We start from the raw sequence: 20,081 nt of genomic DNA on the forward strand, positions 1-20,081 counted from the left end.
GCGAAATCGATGTACGACACACCTCGATACGAGGAGATCTCACACAGATGATGGATCACGGATCGGCCGAATGATCCATACACAGTGGATCAGTCTTTGGATCAGGCGAGAGCCACGAGATCCGCGTAGTCGGCGCCCCACAGGTCCTCGACACCGTCGGGCAGCAGGATGATCCGCTCGGGCTGGAGCGCCTCGACGGCGCCCTCGTCGTGGGTGACGAGGACGACCGCGCCCTTGTAGGTGCGCAGGGCGCCGAGGATCTCCTCGCGGCTGGCGGGGTCGAGGTTGTTGGTCGGCTCGTCCAGGAGGAGGACGTTCGCGGAGGAGACGACCAGGGTGGCGAGGGCGAGACGGGTCTTCTCGCCGCCGGAGAGGACGCCGGCGGGCTTGTCGACGTCGTCGCCGGAGAAGAGGAACGAGCCGAGCACCTTGCGGACCTCCACGAGGTCCATGTCGGGGGCGGCCGAGCGCATGTTCTCCAGGACCGTGCGGTCGGGGTCCAGGGTCTCGTGCTCCTGGGCGTAGTAGCCCAGCTTGAGGCCGTGGCCGGGGCGGACCTCGCCGGTGTCGGGCTGCTCCACCCCGCCGAGCAGACGCAGCAGGGTGGTCTTGCCGGCACCGTTGAGGCCGAGGATCACGACGCGCGAGCCCTTGTCGATGGCCAGGTCGACGTCGGTGAAGATCTCCAGGGAGCCGTACGACTTCGACAGGCCCTCCGCCATCAGCGGGGTCCTGCCGCAGGGCGCCGGCTCCGGGAAGCGGAGCTTGGCGACCTTGTCGGACTGGCGGACCGCCTCCAGGCCGGACAGCAGCTTGTCCGCCCGGCGGGCCATGTTCTGCGCGGCGACCGTCTTGGTGGCCTTGGCGCGCATCTTGTCGGCCTGCGCGTTGAGGGCGGCGGCCTTCTTCTCGGCGTTGGCGCGCTCGCGCTTGCGGCGCTTCTCGTCGGCCTCGCGCTGCTGCTGGTAGAGCTTCCAGCCCATGTTGTAGAAGTCGATCTGGGAGCGGTTGGCGTCCAGGTAGAACACCTTGTTGACGACCGTCTCGACCAGGTCGACGTCGTGGGAGATCACGATGAAGCCGCCACGGTAGGTCTTCAGGTAGTCGCGCAGCCAGACGATCGAGTCGGCGTCGAGGTGGTTCGTCGGCTCGTCGAGCAGCAGCGTGTCGGCGTCGGAGAAGAGGATCCGGGCCAGCTCGACACGGCGGCGCTGACCGCCGGAGAGCGTGTGCAGGGGCTGGCCGAGCACCCGGTCGGGCAGGTTGAGCGCGGCGGCGATGGTGGCGGCCTCGGCCTCGGCGGCGTACCCGCCCTTGGTGAGGAACTCGGTCTCCTGGCGCTCGTACTGCTTGAGGGCCTTCTCGCGGGTCGCGCCCTGGCCGTTGGCGATCCGCTGCTCGTTGTCGCGCATCTTGCGGATCAGCACGTCGAGGCCGCGCGCGGAGAGGATGCGGTCACGGGCGAGGACGTCGAGGTCGCCGGTGCGGGGGTCCTGCGGGAGGTAGCCGACCTCGCCGGAGCGGGCGACGTTGCCGGCGGCCGGGATGCCTTCTCCGGCGAGGACCTTGGTGAGGGTGGTCTTGCCTGCGCCGTTGCGGCCGACGAGACCGATGCGGTCGCCCTTGGCGACACGGAAGGTGGCGTTCTCGATGAGGACGCGCGCACCGGCGCGCAGCTCGATACCGGAGGCGGAGATCACGGACAGACTCCAGGGCGTACGGGATTGGGCGGTGGGCGGCTGAGGACGTTCCCGCCGTCTAATGCGCGAGGAGAATGGCCATGGGCCAAGTCTAACGGGGCCGTGCAAGCGGTTTTTCTACGACCGCGCGTTCGGGCCGCTGTCCAGGGGCTGTTGCCCGGGAGGCGATGCCGTGACATGCACCACACTCGGGTCCGCCGAGGCGTTGTCGGTGGCGGCTGCAAGACTCGATGCGAGGACCGGACCCACGCACGAAGACCGACGCACCAAGGAGTGATCGGCATGGCAGGCACGGGCGGACGGCCGAGCATCTTTCCGACGCTGCTGTACGCGGACGCGAAGGCGGCGATCCGACAGCTCACGGAGGCCTTCGGCTTCACCGAGCTGTCGGTGTACGAGACGGAGGACGGCTCGGTGATGCACGCCGAGCTTGTTCAGGGCAACGGGGCGGTGATGGTCGGCTCCAAGGGCCGCGGCGGCCTCTTCGACACGGCGATGAAGGCCGCCGGGCCCGCGGGGGTGTACGTCGTCGTGGACGATGTCGACGTCCACCACCAGCGGGCCGTGGAGCACGGCGCGGAGATCCTGATGCCCCCGACGGACCAGGACTACGGCTCGCGGGACTACATGGCCCGGGACGCCGAGGGCAACATCTGGAGCTTCGGGACGTACGCCCCCGAGATCGGCGGCTGAGCGGACCGGTCGCGCAGCCCGCCGGGAGACCTATCCGCCGGTGTGCACCTGGAAGGCGGCCCGGCGCACGGCCTTGGCCAGGGCGGGGTCGGGGTGGGCGGCGGCCAGCGCGACCAGGACCTGCACGGTGCGCGGGTGGCCGACGGCGCGGACCTCGTCCAGCAGCGTGGGGACGGTGGGCTGCACGGCGGCCTCCAGGTGCCGTACCAGCATCTCCGTCTCGCCGTGGTCGGCGACGGCGGCGGCGGTGTCGACCCACAGCCAGGTGGCCTCCTCACGGGTGAGGACCTCGTGGGCGTCCTCCGGGTCGACGCCGTCGTGCTCGGCGAGCCACAGCAGGGCGTACGGCCGCAGGGCCGGGTCGTCGAGCACGGCGTGCACATCGGGCTCGGCGGGGGCGCCGACGACGCGCAGTGCCTCGAAGGCGAGGCCGCGCAGCAGGGCGTCCTCGCCGCGGGCGGCACCGAGCAGCTCGGTGACGGCGCTGCCGACGGGGCGTGCGGCGAGCCAGGCGCGGTACTCGGCGCGGGCCGCGTTGGGGCGGAGCTGTGCGCAGCCGCGGAGCATGTCCTCGGCGGCCTGCTCGATGTTGCCGGCCGGGCTCTGCGCGGCCACGCAGATCTGCTCCAGCTTGACCCAGACCGCCCAGCTGCCCAGCGGGGTGAGCGTGGCCTGGCCGTCGCCGTAGGTCAGGGCGCCGACGGAGGCGAGGGCCCTCAGGGCCCAGTCGAGCAGGGGGGCGAGCGGGGTGTCCCCGACCGGTGCGGGTTCGGCCGGGCCCGGAGCCCCCGCGGGCCCTGCGGAGCCGGGCCCGTAGGGGATCTCGCAGCGCTCGGTGCGCAGTTCGGTGACCCGCTGCTGGAGCAGGTCGAGGAGCTGCTCGACCGGGACGGGACCGGCGGACAGCTGGAGGAAGGAGAGCACCTGGGGCATGGCCGAGACGACCTCGGCGACGGCGGCCGGCTCGTGGTCCGCGGGTTCCGGGCTGGCCAGCGACCAGGCGTCGAAGAGGGCGACCCAGCCGCGCAGCACGGCACTGTCGTCACGGTCCCAGGCGCGCAGGCGCCAGCCGGGGCGCGCGCTGTCCCCGTGCACCTCGACGAGTCCGGCGAGGCGGGCGGTGTCCCACTCGGCGCGGACCTGCGCACTGCTCAGGGCGAGGTCGGCGGCGGCGCGCTCGGCGCTCGCGTCGGAGAGGGTGGCCTTGCCGTCGGCGGTGGCACCGTCGCGGCCGGGGCCGAGGGCGGCGTCGGCCCAGCGGGCGACGCGGACCGCACCGCCCAGTCCGGTGCGCGCCATTCTGGCCAGTTCAGCGGGGGCCGGGGTGCCCTCCGGCGGGCGGGGCGCGGGCCGGCGTGGGCGCCGCTGGTTCACAGCTCTGGGGGCGGCGGCCAGGGGTCGCGGTCGGACGAGTCGAAGCCTGGAGTCGCGCGGGATACGGGACGTCACGGGTGCAGTCTTCCGGTTGACGGTCCGAAAACCCAAACGGAATGTCACGGGGGGCGACGGGGCTGGCCAACGCACCGGGGGCGATGACGGGCGAGGAGACATGATCAGGCCAGTCGTTCGACCTTGAACGGAACGTCTGGAACCGGGGCCTCCGACTTGTACCGACGGAGCGGGGGACCTCACATCAGCGGGGTGAGGAAGCGGCGCAGACGCTCCTCGTACTCCTTGGGGTCCGCGTTCCACATCGCCCCGTGCGGAGCCTGCGGCACGGTGTGCAGGGCGACGCGGTCGGGACGGCGGGCGGCCAGGCGCCGGGAGTACTCCCACGGGGCGACCGTGTCGTCCGGGCCGTGGATGATCAGGGTCGGCACGCCGAGCAGCCCGGGGTCGGCGGTCTCCCCCGCCCCGTCGGCGTTGAGACCGGCCCGGCCCTGCGCGGCCCACACGGCGAGCGGCAGCAGGGGTTCGGGGGTGTGGCGGGCCTGGGCGAGGGCGCGCAGGGTGGCCGGCCAGCTGAGCACCGGCGAGTCGAGGACCAGCCCGGCGACCCGCTCGCGCACGACGGAGTGCTCGGCGGCGCGCAGGGCCATGGTGGCGCCGGTGGACCAGCCGAGCAGGATGACCCGGCGGGCGCCGTAGCGGACGGCGTAGCGGATCGCGGCGTCCACATCGCGCCACTCGGTCTCGCCGAGGTGGCTCAGGCCGTCCGGCGGGCGTGGGGCGCCGAGGTCGCCGCGGTAGGCGAGCGCGAGGATCGGCAGGCGGCGGCCGTGCAGGAACTCCATGACGTTCATGGCGTGCTCGCGGGTGGTGCCGAGGCCGTGCACGGCGATCACCCAGGTGTCCCGGTGGCCGGGCACGAACCAGGCGGGCAGGTTCCCGAGTTCGCCGGGCACGTCGATGTCGGCGTGTTCGAGGCCGAGGGCGGCGTCCGGGTTGCCGACGTGCACGTTCGGGGTGAACCACACGGAGTCGCCGGCGGCGAGGGTGCCGTGCGTGACGCGTACGAGCCGGCGTACGACGGTGTCGGCGGTGTGCGCGGCCGCGGCCAGGACGGGACCGACGACCGCGTGGGACCCGTCGCCGGCCAGGCCGTAGGTGCCGGGGCGCAGCGAGGCCAGGTCGCGGGTGAGGATGATCTGTCCCGCGGCCGTGCCGTGCACGGTCAGCCGGGGTTCGGTGGGCAGCGGGCGGCCCGGGGGCGCCTTCAGCGCAGCGTCACTGGCGAGCCGCCCGGCGGCCACTGAGGCCGCGCCGGCGGCCAGAACCGCGGTGAGTGCGGCGGCGGTCGCTCTGACGGTGCCCACGGGTTCCAGTGTCGTGCGGGTTCTCGATACGGGCCAGCGGAACGGCGAGGGTGGCCGGGATCCGGCGGGGTGCGGGGGGGCGTGGCACCGCCGCGGGCGTGCGCGGCGGCCGGGCTCCGTCCCGGAAACGTGCGCCGTGGCCGAACGCCGCCGCGGCGAAGAGAGCCGACGGGCCGGGCCGGCGCAGTGAGCTGCGAGCTGCGAGCTGCGAGCTGCGAGGCGACGGAGGCGGACGAGCCGCCGGGTCAGCCGCGTTGGCCGTAGCCCTTCAGACGTGCGCCGGCCTCCTCCATCTGTCCGTCCGTCAGCAGGGAGGGCGTCAGGCCCGGCGCGGACGATGCCGTCAGCCACACGCGGCACATCCACTCCAGCTGGGCGGTGCGGTCGTAGGCCTGGTCGAGGCTGGTGCCGTAGGTGATCGCGCCGTGGTTCTGCAGAAGGCAGCCGGAGCGGTCGGCGAGGGCGTCGAGCATGTTCGCGGCCAGCTCGTCGGTGCCGTAGGTCGCGTAGCGGGCGACGCGCACGCGGCCGCCGAGGGCGCCGGCCATGTAGTGGATCGGCGGCAGCTCGGCCACGAGGGTGGAGACGGCCGTGGCGTGCACGGCGTGGGTGTGGACCACGGCCCGGGCGTCGGTGGTGCGGTAGACGGCGAGGTGCATGGGCAGTTCGCTGGTCGGCGCGAGCGTGCCGAGCACCTGCCGCCCGTCGAGGTCGACGCCGGTGATGTCGTCCGGGCCCAGCCGGTCGTAGGGCACACCCGAAGGGGTGACCAGCACGACGTCCCCGACGCGTGCCGAGACGTTTCCCGAGGTGCCGACGACCAGTCCGTCGGCTACCGTCCGGCGGGCCGTGGCGACCAGCGCCTCCCAGACGCGCGCCGCTTCCGCTTCCCGTTCCGCTTCCCGCCGCTGTTCAGCCATGCCGCGATCCTGCCAGCCGGCCCGGCCCGGAGCTGCCCGTCGGCGTGCTTCAGGCCGGAACCCGCACCGCCGAACGGGTGAAGACCGCCGCGAAACACCCGAAAACATCATGATTCAAGTGATCATCAGGCATTCAATGATCCTCCTACCCGCCGGCCGACGTTCCACCGCCACTCCAGGGGGACACATGCCTCGTGCTCGCACCGCCTCCCGCTCCCGTCGCCGCGCGGGCGTTCTCGCGGCCGCCACCGCCGCGCTCGCCCTCTCGGGCACCCAGGCCGTGGCAGCCGGGTCACCGGCGTCCGCCGTGGGCCCCCTCCGGGGCCACGACGTGTCGTCCCACCAGAAGCACGTCGACTTCCCCGCGGCCCGGTCGGACGGCGCACGGTTCACCTACATCAAGGCGACCGAGGCCACGAGCTACCGCAACCCCTACTTCGACCGGCAGTACGAGGGCGCGCGCGAGGCGGGCCTGGTCCGGGGCGCGTACCACTTCGCCCGGCCGGACCGCTCCTCGGGCGCCGAGCAGGCCGCGTACTTCGTGCAGCACGGCGGGGACTGGAGCGCGGACGGCTGGACGCTGCCGCCCGCGCTCGACATCGAGTACAACCCGTACGACGACGAGCACAAGTGCTACGGGCTGGACCCGGAGCGGATGGTCGACTGGATCCACTCCTTCAGCGACGAGGTCGAGCGGGAGACCGGCCGGCGCCCGGTCATCTACACCACCGCCCACTGGTGGGAGGCCTGCACCGGCGACAGTCGCGCCTTCGCGGCCGACCACCCCCTGTGGATCGCCCGGCACGGCACGTCGGACCCGGGAGAACTGCCGGGCGGCTGGACGCACTGGACCTTCTGGCAGTTCGGCACGGAGGGCGGCCTGCCGGGTGACCAGAATCTCTTCAACGGGCCGCCGAGCCGGCTGCGGGCCTTCGCGCGGGGTTGGTAGCCAAGGGGCGCCTGGAGTGCCGGACTCGAACGGAATTCCAGCCACCCCATGACGACACCCTGACGCCCGCCCCAGTTCACCTTCCGTTCACCCAGGTTGCCTACGGTCCAACAGCCAACGACCTCGAACGATTGCCTGGGTAAATGGAAAACTTCTCGCTGATCCTCGCGATTGTGGTGGTAACCGCACTCGCGTTCGATTTCACGAACGGTTTTCATGACACCGCCAACGCGATGGCCACCACCATCTCGACCGGTGCACTCAAGCCCAAGGTCGCGGTGGTCATGTCCGCCGCCCTCAACCTTGTAGGCGCTTTCCTCTCCGTGGAGGTCGCCAACACGATCTCCAAGGGCCTTGTCGATGAGAACGGCATCCGTCCCGAGGTCATATTCGCCGCCCTGGTCGGCGCGATCCTCTGGAACCTGCTGACCTGGCTGGTGGGACTGCCGTCCAGCTCCTCGCACGCCCTGATGGGCGGCCTGATCGGCGCCACCGTCGCCTCCGCGGGCTTCGGTGCCGTCCACAGTGACGTACTGGTCACCAAGGTGCTGCTCCCGGCGGTCGCCGCGCCGATCGTCGCGGGTCTCGCCGCGACGCTGGCCACCCGCTTCTCCTACGGCATCGGCAAGAACGCCGAAGGCGAGGCCACCCGCAAGGGCTACCGCGCCGGTCAGATCGCCTCCGCCGGTCTGGTCTCCCTCGCCCACGGCACCAACGACGCGCAGAAGACGATGGGCATCATCACCCTCGCCCTCATCGCGGGCGGTGCCATCGCCCCCGGCTCCAACCCTCCCACCTGGGTCATCCTCTCCGCGGGTCTGGCCATCGCGCTCGGCACCTACATCGGCGGCTGGCGCATCATCCGCACCATGGGCAAGGGCCTGACCGACCTCGAGCCGCGACAGGGCTTCGCCGCCCAGACCAGCGCGGCCACGGCCATCCTGGCCTCCTCGCACCTCGGCTTCTCCCTCTCCACCACCCACGTCGTCTCCGGCTCGGTGATGGGTGCGGGTCTGGGCCGCAAGGGCGGTGTGGTCCGCTGGTCCACCGCGACCCGCATGTTCATCGCCTGGGCGCTGACCCTGCCGGCCGCCGCGCTGGTCGGCGCGGGCGCCGAGTCCGTCACGGACCTGGGTGACTGGGGCACCGCCGCCGTCGCCGTCTTCCTGGTCGGCGCCAGCGCCGCGATCTGGAAGATCTCCCGCCGCGAGGTCGTCGACCACACCAACGTCGTCGACGACACGGCGGAGCCGGCCGGTGTGGTGACCACCGCCATCGCCGCGGTGATCCCGCCGCCCACGGGCACCGTCGCCGAGGACCTGTCGGCCACGATCCCGGCTCAGGCCACCACCGAACCGGCCCCGGCGGCTCCGCCGGCCGCCGCAGTCTGACCGCCCGGAAACTGAAGGAAGCATCCCCATGAAGATCGACTGGGCGGCCCTCGGCTCCGTCTTCGGCGTCAGCCTCGCGTTCACGGTGGGCCTGGTGGCCCTGTTCACCCTCGGCGTCAACGGCCTGTCGCGCCGCGAGAAGGCCACGGAGCAGGGCGGGTCCGCCGCGCTGGCCGTGACCGGTGCGTACGTGTGCTTCGCGGCCTGTGCCGCTGCGGTGGCGTACGGGATCTATCTGATCGTGGCGAAGCCCTGACGCCGTAGTCCACATCGTCCGCCCTGTCGGTACCGCTTCAGCCGGAACGACAGGGCGGACGCATGTCCGCATGTCCGCAGGCTCCGGCAGCGCCACCCGGCTGCCGTCCGGCAGCATCTCGCCCATGTACGCCACCGTGTGTCCCCTCCGACGGCCGTTGGACCCCGTATAAGACCTATGCACCCGTACGGGTGATGACGGTCCGTGAGCACGGGCGGGATCCCCGATTGCCGCCCGAGGGAACCGAATTCACCGCGACCCGGCCGCGCGGCGCCGCCCGTCACGCCGGCGATGTGGGCCTCAGCACAGTCCGGCATCCCAGGTCAAAGGCAAGTTGACGGCCCTTCCGGGCGCGTGGTGGACTGCCCGGGCCATGTACGGCGGCAGAGAGGAAGCCGGTGCGAATCCGGCGCGGTCCCGCCACTGTCACCGGGGAAGAACACCCCGGGAGCCAGGAACTCTCACCGCCGGTCTAGTCGAACCAGGGCGCGGACACCCTGAGTGAGGACATATCGCCATGCGCGGCTGCCGATTGAGGTTCAGTAACCAGGCCCTGCCTGCCCCCACGGCCGGCTGAGCCGATGGGTGCCGATCGCTTCTACGCGTACGGCGCCGCCGCCGGCCTCGTCGGCGACCTGGTCCTCGGTGATCCGCGCCGTGGTCATCCGGTCGCCGCGTTCGGGCGGGCTGCCGCCGCCGTGGAGCGCGCGCTGTGGCACGACCACCGCGGCTGGGGTGCGCTGCACACCGCCGTGTGCGCCGGAGGTGCCGTCGCGCTGGGTGCCGTGGCCGAGCGGGCCGTGCGCCGTTCCACCGTCGCTTCCGTCGCGCTGACCGCCGCCGCCACCTGGGCCGTGGTCGGGGGTACTTCGCTCGCCCGGGAGGCACGGACCGTCGGTCGTGCGCTGGAGGCCGGGGACGTCGAGGCGGCGCGGGCGCGGCTGCCGCATCTGTGCGGACGGGACCCGCAGGCCCTCGACGCCGACGGGATCGCCCGGGCCGTGGTCGAGTCCGTCGCCGAGAACACCTCGGACGCCGTCGTGGGCGCGCTCGTCTGGGGTGCGGTGGGCGGGGTACCGGGGCTGCTCGGGTTCCGGGCCGTCAACACCCTGGACGCGATGGTGGGCCACAGGTCGGCCCGCTTCCGGCGCTACGGCTGGGCCTCCGCCCGGCTCGACGACCTCGCCGGCTGGCCGGGGGCGCGGCTGACCGCCGTGCTCGCCGCCGCGGCCGGACCGGACCCCCGCGGCGCCGTGCGGGCCTGGCGGGCCGACGCCCACAGGCACCCGAGCCCCAACGCCGGGCCCGTCGAGGCCTCGTTCGCGGGTGCCCTCGGCGTGCGGCTGGGCGGGACGCTCTCCTACGGCGGGCGGGTCGAACACCGGCCCGTGCTGGGCGGGGACACCGGGCGGGCCGTCCGGGTCACCGACATCGACCGGGCCGTACGGCTCTCCCGCCGGGTCGGCCTGCTCGCGCTCGGCGTCACGGTCGCCGCGCGCCGACTCGTGAAGGGACGTGGGAAGTGAACGGTGGTCTGCTCGTGGCCGGCACCACCTCCGACGCCGGCAAGAGCGTCGTGACGGCCGGGATCTGCCGGTGGCTGGTGCGCCGGGGCGTCAAGGTCGCGCCCTTCAAGGCGCAGAACATGTCCCTCAACTCGTTCGTGACCCGGGAGGGCGCCGAGATCGGACGGGCTCAGGCCATGCAGGCCCAGGCCTGCCGTGTCGAGCCGACCGCGCTGATGAATCCCGTGCTGCTCAAGCCCGGTGGCGAGCAGAGCAGCCAGGTCGTGCTGCTCGGCAAGCCGGTGGGCGAGCTGAGCGCGCGCGGGTACCACGGGGGGCGCCAGCAGCGGCTGCTCGGCACGGTGCTGGACTGTCTTGCCGAGTTGCGGGGCACGTATGACGCGGTGATCTGTGAGGGGGCCGGTTCGCCCGCGGAGATCAATCTGCGGCGCACCGACATCGTGAACATGGGGATCGCGCGGAACGCGCGGCTGCCCGTGCTGGTGGTGGGCGACATCGACCGCGGGGGCGTGTTCGCCTCCTTCTTCGGGACCGTGGCGCTGCTGTCCCGGGAGGACCAGGAGCTGGTCGCCGGGTTCCTGGTCAACAAGTTCCGGGGTGACGTCGGCCTGCTGGAACCGGGGCTGGACATGCTGCACGGGCTCACCGGGCGGCACACCTACGGCGTGCTGCCGTTCCGGCACGGGCTCGGCATCGACGAGGAGGACGGGCTCCGTGTCTCCCTGCGCGGGACCGTGCGGGAGTCGAACACCGCCCCGCCCGTCGGCGAGGACGTGCTGCGGGTCGCCGTCTGCGCGGTCCCGCTCATGTCCAACTTCACGGACGTGGACGCGCTGGCCGCCGAACCGGGCGTCGTCGTGCGGTTCGTGGACCGGCCGGAGGAGCTGGCGGACGCGGACCTGGTCGTGGTCCCGGGCACACGCGGGACCGTACGGGCGCTGGAGTGGCTGCGGGAGCGGGGCCTCGCGGACGCACTGGTGCGCAGGGCCGCCGAGCAGCGCCCGATTCTCGGCATCTGCGGCGGCTTCCAGGTGCTCGGCGAGCACATCGAGGACGAGGTCGAGTCGCGCGCCGGGGCCGTTCCCGGACTCGGCCTGCTGCCCGTGCGGGTGCGGTTCGCCCGCGAGAAGACCCTCACCCGGCCGACCGGGGAAGCCCTCGGGGAGCGGGTCGAGGGCTACGAGATCCATCACGGGGTCGCCTCCATAGAGGGCGGGGAAGCCTTCATGGACGGCTGCCGGGTCGGTCAGACCTGGGGCACGCACTGGCACGGCTCGCTGGAGTCGGACGGTTTCCGGCGGGCCTTCCTGCGCGAGGTGGCGGCCGCCGCGGGACGCCGCTTCGTACCGGCCCCCGACACCTCGTTCGCCGCGCTGCGCGAGGAGCAGCTCGACCGGCTCGGCGACCTGATCGAACAGCACGCGGACACGGACGCGCTCTGGCGGCTCATCGAGTCGGGCGCGCCGCAAGGACTGCCTTTCATTCCACCGGGAGCGCCCGCATGAGCACAGTGTTGTTGTTGTCGACCGCCGACACCGATCTGCTGGCGGCCCGGGCCTCCGGCGCCGGCTACCGGATCGGGAACCCGACCCGGGTGGACGTCGCGGAGGAGCTGCCGGGCCTCGTCGAGGGCGCGGACATCGCCGTCGTACGGCTGCTGGGCGGCAAGCGCGCCTGGGAGGACGGGCTGGCCGCACTCCGGGCGTCCGGCGTGCCGACCGTGCTGCTGGGCGGCGAGACCGTGCCGGACGCCGAGCTGATGGCCGAGTCGTCCGTACCGGCGGGTGTCGTGGCGGAGGCCCTGAAGTACCTGGTCGAGGGCGGGCCCGCGAACCTGACCGAGCTGGCCCGGTTCCTGTCCGACACCGTGCTGCTGACCGGTGAGGGCTTCGAAGAGCCGCGGAAGATGCCCGAGTACGGCCTGCACGGTTCGTACGAGATCCGGGACGGCCGGCCGACCGTGGGCGTCCTCTTCTACCGGGCGCACGAACTGAGCGGCAACACCGCCTTCGTGGACACGCTGTGCGAGGCGATCGAGGCGCGGGGGGCCAACGCCCTGCCCGTGTACTGCGGTTCGCTGCGCGGCGCGGACGCCGGCCTGTACGAGCTGCTGGGGCAGGCCGACGCCCTGGTCGCCACCGTCCTGGCGGCCGGCGGTACGCACGCCTCGCAGGCCTCGGCGGGCGGCGACGAGGAGTCCTGGGACATCGGGGCGCTCGCCGACCTGAACGTCCCGGTGCTGCAGGGCCTCTGCCTCACCTCCTCGCGGGCCGCCTGGGACGAGTCGGACGCCGCCCTCTCCCCCATGGACGCGGCGATGCAGGTCGCGATCCCGGAGTTCGACGGCCGGCTCGTCACGGTGCCGTTCTCCTTCAAGGAGCAGGGGCCGGACGAGGTCCCGGTGTACGTCGCCGACCCCGAGCGGGCGTCGCGGGTGGCCGGGATCGCCGTACGGCACGCGCAGTTGAAGCACAGGCCGAACGCGGACAAGAAGATCGCGCTGGTCTTCACCGCCTACCCGACCAAGCACTCCCGGGTCGGCAACGCGGTCGGCCTGGACACGCCCGCGTCGGCGGTGCGCGTCCTGGACGCCCTGAAGGAAGCCGGGTACGGGCTCACCGCATACCCGGACAACGGCGACGAGTTGATCCACCGGCTGATCGAGGCCGGCGGGCACGACGTCGAGTGGCTCACCGAGGAGCAGCTGGCCGCCGCCCCGGCGCGGGTGCCGCTCGCCGACTACCGGGCGTGGTTCGACAAGCTCGACCCTGAGCTGCGGGGCGCGATGCTGGAGGCGTGGGGGGAGCCGCCGGGCGGCCTGTACGTCGACGGGGACGAGATCGTGCTCGCGTCCCTGCAGTTCGGGAACGTCGTCGTGATGATCCAGCCGCCGCGCGGCTTCGGCGAGAACCCGATCGCGATCTACCACGACCCCGACATGCCGCCGTCGCACCACTACATGGCGGCCTACCGCTGGCTCGAGAACAGCTTCGGCGCCGACGCGATCGTGCACATGGGCAAGCACGGCACGATGGAGTGGCTGCCGGGCAAGGGGCTCGGACTGAGCGCCCGTTGCGCCCCGGACGCCGTCCTCGGCGAGCTGCCCCTCATCTACCCGTTCATCGTCAACGACCCCGGCGAGGGCACGCAGGCCAAGCGGCGCGGGCACGCCACGGTGGTCGACCACCTGGTGCCGCCGATGGCCCGTGCCGACACCTACGGCGACCTGGCCAAGCTGGAGCAGCTGCTGGACGAGTACGCGCTCGTCTCCGACCTGGACCCGGCGAAGGCACCGGCCGTGCGGGCCCAGATCTGGACGCTGGTCAAGGCGGCCGAGCTGCACCACGACCTGCATGTGGACGAGCAGCCGGAGGACGACGACTTCGACGAGTTCGTCATGCACATCGACGGCTATCTGTGCGAGATCAAGGACGTGCAGATCAGGGACGGGCTGCACATCCTGGGCGGCGGTCCGGTCGGCGAGCCGCGCGTGAACCTGGTCCTCGCCGTGCTGCGCGCCTCGCAGGTGTGGGGCGGGCAGGCGAACGCGCTGCCGGGGCTGCGGGCCTCGCTGGCCGAGTACTTCGGGCTCGTGGAGAAGGAGTTGCTTGCCGAACCGGGCGCGCCGGTGAAGGTGCCGGCCGAGCTGACGGACCTCGTGGAAGGCCCGTCCCGTACGGCCGCCGACGCGATCGACCTGCTGGAGCAGCTGTGCCGGCGGATCGCGGAGGGCATGGAGGCCCGCGACTGGGCGGTCGCCGAGAGTGTGCCGCTCATCCGTGAGGTCCTCGGCACCGAACTCCCGGACGCGGTCGCGGTGCTGGAGTTCGCGTGCACCGAGGTGGTCCCCAGGCTCGCCCGCACGACCGACGAGATCGGCCACATCCTGCGGGCGCTGGACGGCGGTTACGTGCCCGCGGGGCCCTCCGGCTCCCCCACCCGCGGTCTGGTCAACGTACTGCCGACCGGCCGCAACTTCTACTCGGTCGACCCCAAGGCCATTCCCTCCCGGCTGAGCTGGGAGGTCGGCCAGTCGCTCGCCGACTCGCTGGTGCAGCGGTATCTGCAGGACACGGGCGAGTACCCGAAGTCCGTCGGCCTCACGGTGTGGGGCACCTCGGCGATGCGCACCCAGGGCGACGACATCGCCGAGATCCTGGCGCTGCTGGGCTGCCGTCCGGTGTGGGACGAGGCCTCGCGCCGGGTGACGGGGTTCGAGGTGATTCCCCTGGCCGAGCTGGGGCGGCCGCGCATCGACGTCACGGTCCGCATCTCCGGCTTCTTCCGGGACGCGTTCCCGCATGTGGTCGGGCTGATCGACGACGCGGTGCGGGCGGTGGCCGAGCTGGACGAGCCCGCCGGGCAGAACTTCGTGAAGGCCCACGCCGACGAGGACACCGCCGAGCACGGTGACCGGCGGCGCGCCACGGCCCGGGTCTTCGGCTCCAAGCCGGGCGCGTACGGCGCCGGTCTGCTGCCGCTGATCGACGCGCGCAACTGGCGCTCCGACGCCGACCTCGCCGAGGTGTACGCGGTGTGGGGCGGCTACGCGTACGGGCGCGGGCTCGACGGGCGGGCGGCGCGCGGGGACATGGAGACCGCGTTCAAGCGGATCGCGGTCGCGGCGAAGAACGTCGACACCCGCGAGCACGACCTGGTCGACGCCGACGACTACTTCCAGTACCACGGCGGCATGGTCGCCATGGTCCGTCACCTGACCGGCGCCAACCCCGAGGCCTACGTGGGTGACAGCGCCGTGCCCGACCAGGTGAAGACCCGCACGCTCGGCGAGGAGACGCACCGCGTCTTCCGTGCGCGGGTGGTCAACCCGCGCTGGATGGCGGCGATGCGCCGGCACGGCTACAAGGGCGCCTTCGAGATGGCGGCGACCGTGGACTACCTGTTCGGCTACGACGCGACGGCGGGCGTGGTCGACGACTGGATGTACGAGAAGCTCAGCGCGGAGTACGTCTTCGACCCGGAGAACCGGGACTTCATGAAGAAGTCCAACCCGTGGGCACTGCGCGGGATCACCGAGCGGCTGCTCGAGGCGGCGGACCGCGGGCTGTGGGCCGAGCCGGACGCGGAGACCCTGGAGCGGCTGCGCGCCACCTACCTGGAGCTGGAAGGCGACTTGGAGGGCGACGAGAAGTGAGTACCCCGTTTCCGTTCACGGCCGTCGTCGGCCAGGACGACCTGCGGCTCGCGCTGCTGCTGAACGCCGTGTCGCCGGCGGTCGGCGGTGTGCTGGTGCGCGGCGAGAAGGGCACCGCCAAGTCGACGGCCGTACGGGCCCTTTCGGCACTGCTGCCCGCGGTGTCCGTGGTCGCCGGGTGCCGTTTCTCCTGTGACCCGGCGGCGCCGGACCCGTCCTGCCCGGACGGCCCGCACGAGGCCGGGGCCGGTGCGGCGCGGCCCGCGCGGATGGTCGAGCTGCCCGTCGGCGCCTCCGAGGACCGGCTGGTGGGCGCGCTGGACATCGAGCGGGCGCTGGCGGAGGGCGTGAAGGCGTTCGAGCCGGGCCTGCTGGCCGACGCGCACCGCGGGATCCTCTACGTCGACGAGGTCAACCTGCTCCACGACCACCTGGTCGACCTGCTGCTGGACGCGGCGGCGATGGGCGCGTCCTACGTCGAGCGCGAGGGCGTCTCGGTGCGGCACGCGGCCCGGTTCCTGCTCGTCGGCACCATGAACCCGGAGGAGGGCGAGCTGCGGCCGCAGCTGCTCGACCGGTTCGGGCTGACCGTGGAGGTCGCGGCCTCGCGGGAGCCCGACCAGCGGGTGGAGGTCGTACGGCGGCGGCTCGCCTACGACGACGACCCGGCGGGCTTCGCCGCCCGGTGGGCCGACGAGGAGGCCGCCGTACGGTCCCGGATCGTGGCCGCGCGCGAGCTGCTGCCGCAGGTGCGGCTGGGCGACGGGGCGCTGCGGCAGATCGCGGCGACCTGCGCGGCCTTCGAGGTGGACGGCATGCGTGCCGACATCGTCATGGCGCGTACGGCGACCGCGCTGGCCGCCTGGGCCGGGCGGACGGACGTGCTCGCCGAGGACGTGCGGCAGGCGGCGCTGCTGGCGCTGCCGCACCGGCGCCGGCGCAATCCGTTCGACGCGCCGGGTCTCGACGAGGACAAGCTGGACGAGACCCTGGAGGAGTTCGGCGGCTCGGACGACGAGGACCCCGACCCCGATCCCGACGGCCCCGGCGGGGGCGGTGGGCAGCCGCCGCAGTCCGACGGCGGTCCGCAGGGCGGCGGCGACACCGCAGCGCGGCCCGAGGCCGGTGAGGGCGGGCAGCCGCAGGCCTCCGGCGCACAGGAGCAGCAGGCCGTACGGGCCGCCGAGCCGTTCCGTACGAAGGTGCTGAGCGTGCCCGGCCTCGGCGAGGGTGCCGCCGGGCGGCGCTCGCGCGCGCGGACCGAGCACGGGCGGACCACCGGGGCCCGGCGGCCGCGTGGCACGCTCACCAAGCTGCACCTGGCGGCGACCGTGCTGGCCGCGGCCCCGCACCAGCGGGCGCGCGGGCGGTCCGGGCCCGGGCTGGTGCTGCGCCGGGACGATCTGCGGCAGGCGACGCGGGAGGGGCGCGAGGGGAACCTCGTGCTGTTCGTGGTCGACGCGTCCGGGTCGATGGCGGCACGGCAGCGGATGAGCGCCGTGAAGGGTGCCGTGCTGTCCCTGCTGCTGGACGCCTACCAGCGGCGGGACAAGGTGGGCCTGGTGACCTTCCGGGGCGCGGCGGCGGATGTGGCCCTGCCGCCGACCTCGTCGGTGGACGCCGCGGCGGCCCGGCTGGAGTCGCTGCCGACGGGCGGCCGTACGCCGCTGGCGGCGGGGCTGCTCAAGGCGCACGAGGTGCTGCGGGTGGAGCGGCTGCGGGATCCGGCGCGGCGGGCGCTGGTCGTGGTCGTGACCGACGGGCGGGCCACCGGTGGCCCGGAGCCGGTCGCGCTGGCGGGGCGGGCGGCCCGGCTGTTCGCGGCCGGGGGTGTCGCCTCGGTGGTCGTGGACTGCGAGTCGGGGCCGGTGCGGCTCGGGCTCGCCGGGCAGCTCGCGGGTGAGCTGGGCGGTACGGCCGTCACGCTGGACGAGCTGCGGGCCGACTCGATCGCCGGGCTGGTCAGGGATGTGCAGGGGACGCACGGGACTTCGAGGAGGGCCGCGTAATGCCGCAGGGGCAGCCGAATGTGGTGCCGGACGACGGGCTGACGACCCGGCAGCGGCGCAACCGTCCGCTGGTCGTCGTGCACACGGGCATCGGCAAGGGCAAGTCGACCGCCGCCTTCGGGCTCGCGCTGCGCGCCTGGAACCAGGGGTGGCCGATCGGGGTGTTCCAGTTCGTCAAGTCGGCGAAGTGGAAGGTCGGCGAGGAGAACGCGCTGCGCGTGCTCGGTGCCTCCGGTGAGGGCGGCACCGTCGACTGGCACAAGATGGGCGAGGGCTGGTCCTGGGTCCAGCGGGACGCCCAGATGGACAACGAGGAGAAGGCCCGGGAGGGCTGGGAGCAGGTCAAGCGGGACCTGGCGGCCGAGACCTACCGGCTGTACGTGCTGGACGAGTTCGCCTACCCGATGCACTGGGGGTGGGTGGACACGGACGAGGTCGTGGACGTCCTGCGGAACCGGCCGGGTACCCAGCATGTGGTGATCACCGGTCGTAACGCGCCCGAGAAGCTGGTGGACTTCGCCGACCTCGTCACCGACATGTCCAAGGTCAAGCACCCGATGGACGCGGGGCAGAAGGGCCAGAAGGGCATCGAGTGGTGAGTTCCGTTCCCCGGCTGGTCATTGCCGCGCCGTCGTCCGGCAGCGGCAAGACCACCGTCGCCACGGGGCTGATGGCCGCGTTCGCCGCGCGGGGGCTCGCCGTGTCCGCGCACAAGGTCGGGCCCGACTACATCGACCCCGGGTATCACGCGCTCGCGACCGGGCGGGTGGGGCGCAACCTGGACGCGTACCTGTGCGGCCCCGAGCTGGTGGCTCCGCTGTTCCTGCACGGGGCGTCCGGGTGTGACCTCGCGGTCGTCGAGGGTGTGATGGGGCTGTACGACGGGGCCGCGGGCGAGGGGGAACTCGCGTCCACGGCTCATGTCGCGAAGTTGTTGCGGGCGCCGGTGGTGCTGGTCGTGGACGCGTCGTCGCAGTCGCGGTCGGTGGCTGCGCTGGTGCACGGGTTCGCCTCCTGGGATCCGGAGGTGCGGGTCGGCGGCGTGATCCTGAACAAGGTGGGCTCCGACCGGCACGAGGAACTGCTGCGGGACGCGTTGGACGCGGCCGGGGTGCCGGTGCTGGGTGTGCTGCGGCGGGCTGCTCAAGTGGACACGCCTTCTCGCCATCTGGGGCTGGTGCCGGTTGCCGAGCGGCACTCCGCGGCGGTCGAGGCTGTTGCCGCGATGGGTGAGCAGGTGGCCCGTGGTTGCGACTTGGCCGCGCTGGAAGCACTTGCCCGGGGTGCCGGTCCCGTACCAGGGGGCTCCGCCCCCTGGACCCCCGAACCCATGCCCACCCACCGCCCGACTCGGTTGGCGGAACGGCCTGGTCCGGTCGTTGCTGTTGCCGGTGGTGAGGCGTTCACCTTCTCCTACGCCGAGCACACCGAGCTGCTGACCGCAGCCGGTGCCGAAGTGGTCACCTTCGATCCGCTTCGGGACGAGCAACTGCCCGACGGCACCGCAGGTCTGGTCATCGGCGGCGGCTTCCCGGAGGTGTACGCCGCCGAGCTGTCCGCCAACGAGCCCCTTCGCAAGGCCGTCGCCGCACTCGCGGAGCGGGGTGCTCCCGTCGCCGCCGAGTGTGCCGGGCTGCTCTATCTCTGCCGGGAGTTGGACGGGAAGCCCATGTGCGGGGTGCTGGACGCCACCGCGCGGATGAGTGAACGGCTCACTCTGGGGTACCGGGACGCGGTCGCCGTCGGGGACAGTGTGCTGGCCGTCGCGGGGACGCGGATGCGGGGGCACGAGTTCCACCGCACTCTCGTCGAGCCCGGGGCGGGGCCCGCGCCCGCCTGGGGGGTGCGCACCCCGGTGCGGCGGGTCGAAGGTTTCGTACAGCAGGGCGTGCACGCGAGTTACCTGCACACGCACTGGGCGTCCGAGCCCGGTGTGGCCCGTCGGTTCGTCGAGAGGTGCCGGACGTCATGAGCAGCAGGCTGGTCGGTGTCGGGGTCGGTCCCGGTGATCCGGAGCTGGTGACCGTCAAGGGGGTCAACGCGCTGCGCGCGGCGGACGTCGTCGTCGTACCCGTGATGGCCGCGGCCGACGGGAAGGACGGCGGGGAGCCCGGGCGGGCCGAGGCGACCGTGTTGCACTACGTGCCCGCGGAGAAGGTCGTCCGGGTGGTGTTCGCGCTGAACGAGCGGACCGACCGGGCCCGGCGGGAGGCCGCCTGGGACGCGGCGGGCGAGCAGGTCGCCGGGCTGCTGCGGCGGCACGGGTCCGTCGCCTTCGCCACCATCGGGGATCCGAACGTGTACTCGACGTTCACGTATCTCGCGCAGACGATCACGGAGCTGGTGCCGGGTGTCGTGGTGGAGACCGTGCCCGGGATCACCGCCATGCAGGATCTGGCGGCCAGGTCCGGGGCGGTGCTGACCGAGGGCACCGAACCGCTGACGCTCGTGCCGGTGACGGCGGGTTCGGCGGTGCTCAAGGAGGCGCTGGCCGGGCCGGGGACCGTCGTGGCGTACAAGTTCGGGCGGCAGGCCGCCGAGGTCGCCGAGGTGCTGCGGGAGACCGGGCGGATCGGGGACGCCGTGTGGGGCTCGGCGCTCGGGCTGCCGGAGGAGTCGGTGCGGGCGGCGGCCGAGCTGGACGGGGAGCCGTTGCCGTACCTGTCGACGCTGATCGCGCCGCCGCGGCGGGACGGCGGGCGGGGCGGAAAGCTGTGAGGACGCTG

15 protein-coding genes and 1 riboswitch are annotated in these 20,081 nt (G+C 73.0%); of the genes, 11 read left to right on the forward strand and 4 right to left on the reverse strand.

The features are described from left to right. Positions 1 to 101 precede the first annotated feature (101 nt). Complete coding sequence (locus tag FB157_RS00310) at positions 102 to 1,700, reverse strand: ABC-F family ATP-binding cassette domain-containing protein (RefSeq protein WP_145874745.1); 1,599 nt, start codon at positions 1,698 to 1,700, stop codon at positions 102 to 104. A 282-nt stretch (positions 1,701 to 1,982) separates the two neighbouring features. Between FB157_RS00310 and FB157_RS00315 the strand changes: the two genes are divergently transcribed. Further along, positions 1,983 to 2,393 (forward strand): VOC family protein, encoded by a 411-nt coding sequence (locus tag FB157_RS00315; protein WP_145874747.1) that lies wholly within the window; start codon positions 1,983 to 1,985, stop codon positions 2,391 to 2,393. A gap of 30 nt (positions 2,394 to 2,423) precedes the next feature. Here FB157_RS00315 and FB157_RS00320 read toward each other — a convergent pair whose 3' ends face one another. From FB157_RS00320 to FB157_RS00330, 3 genes are all read right to left on the reverse strand, one after another. Next, entirely contained in the window at positions 2,424 to 3,842 is a 1,419-nt protein-coding gene (locus FB157_RS00320; protein ID WP_186581269.1) for a hypothetical protein, read from the reverse strand. Positions 3,843 to 4,021: 179 nt separating this feature from the next. Continuing rightward, positions 4,022 to 5,149 (reverse strand): alpha/beta hydrolase, encoded by a 1,128-nt coding sequence (locus FB157_RS00325; protein ID WP_145874749.1) that lies wholly within the window; start codon positions 5,147 to 5,149, stop codon positions 4,022 to 4,024. Positions 5,150 to 5,394: 245 nt separating this feature from the next. After that, entirely contained in the window at positions 5,395 to 6,069 is a 675-nt protein-coding gene (locus FB157_RS00330; RefSeq protein ID WP_145874751.1) for a class II aldolase/adducin family protein, read from the reverse strand. A 187-nt stretch (positions 6,070 to 6,256) separates the two neighbouring features. Here FB157_RS00330 and FB157_RS00335 point away from each other — a divergent pair, with 187 nt between their 5' ends. From FB157_RS00335 to cobI, 10 genes are all read left to right on the forward strand, one after another. Beyond that, positions 6,257 to 7,018, forward strand: a complete 762-nt coding sequence (locus FB157_RS00335) for a lysozyme (protein ID WP_145874753.1) — start codon at positions 6,257 to 6,259, stop codon at positions 7,016 to 7,018. A 143-nt stretch (positions 7,019 to 7,161) separates the two neighbouring features. Continuing rightward, entirely contained in the window at positions 7,162 to 8,409 is a 1,248-nt protein-coding gene (locus tag FB157_RS00340) for an inorganic phosphate transporter (protein ID WP_145874755.1), read from the forward strand. A gap of 28 nt (positions 8,410 to 8,437) precedes the next feature. Then, a complete protein-coding gene (locus tag FB157_RS00345) occupies positions 8,438 to 8,665 on the forward strand; it encodes a hypothetical protein (protein ID WP_145874756.1) in 228 nt (75 codons plus the stop codon). 341 nt (positions 8,666 to 9,006) lie between these two features. Then, positions 9,007 to 9,146, forward strand: a riboswitch (cobalamin riboswitch). 100 nt (positions 9,147 to 9,246) lie between these two features. Further along, complete coding sequence (locus tag FB157_RS00350; protein ID WP_145874758.1) at positions 9,247 to 10,191, forward strand: cobalamin biosynthesis protein; 945 nt, start codon at positions 9,247 to 9,249, stop codon at positions 10,189 to 10,191. Next, positions 10,188 to 11,696: a cobyric acid synthase gene (locus FB157_RS00355; RefSeq protein WP_145874760.1), complete on the forward strand. Its 1,509-nt coding sequence runs from the start codon at positions 10,188 to 10,190 to the stop codon at positions 11,694 to 11,696. Before FB157_RS00350 ends, FB157_RS00355 begins: the two co-directional genes overlap by 4 nt. Next, a complete protein-coding gene (gene cobN, locus FB157_RS00360; protein ID WP_145874761.1) occupies positions 11,693 to 15,346 on the forward strand; it encodes a cobaltochelatase subunit CobN in 3,654 nt (1,217 codons plus the stop codon). The genes FB157_RS00355 and cobN overlap by 4 nt, the downstream gene beginning before the upstream one ends. After that, complete coding sequence (locus tag FB157_RS00365; protein ID WP_145874763.1) at positions 15,343 to 17,355, forward strand: putative cobaltochelatase; 2,013 nt, start codon at positions 15,343 to 15,345, stop codon at positions 17,353 to 17,355. The genes cobN and FB157_RS00365 overlap by 4 nt, the downstream gene beginning before the upstream one ends. Then, entirely contained in the window at positions 17,355 to 17,954 is a 600-nt protein-coding gene (cobO, locus tag FB157_RS00370; RefSeq protein WP_145874765.1) for a cob(I)yrinic acid a,c-diamide adenosyltransferase, read from the forward strand. The genes FB157_RS00365 and cobO overlap by 1 nt, the downstream gene beginning before the upstream one ends. After that, the gene (locus FB157_RS00375; RefSeq protein ID WP_145874767.1) at positions 17,948 to 19,327 is read left to right on the forward strand and encodes a cobyrinate a,c-diamide synthase; all 1,380 of its coding nucleotides are present in this window, start codon (positions 17,948 to 17,950) and stop codon (positions 19,325 to 19,327) included. Before cobO ends, FB157_RS00375 begins: the two co-directional genes overlap by 7 nt. Then, the gene (gene cobI / locus FB157_RS00380; RefSeq protein WP_145874768.1) at positions 19,324 to 20,073 is read left to right on the forward strand and encodes a precorrin-2 C(20)-methyltransferase; all 750 of its coding nucleotides are present in this window, start codon (positions 19,324 to 19,326) and stop codon (positions 20,071 to 20,073) included. Before FB157_RS00375 ends, cobI begins: the two co-directional genes overlap by 4 nt. Positions 20,074 to 20,081 lie beyond the last annotated feature (8 nt).

Origin of the sequence: Streptomyces sp. BK340 (genome assembly GCF_007827595.1) — a bacterium.
Classification (GTDB): Bacteria; Actinomycetota; Actinomycetes; order Streptomycetales; family Streptomycetaceae; genus Streptomyces.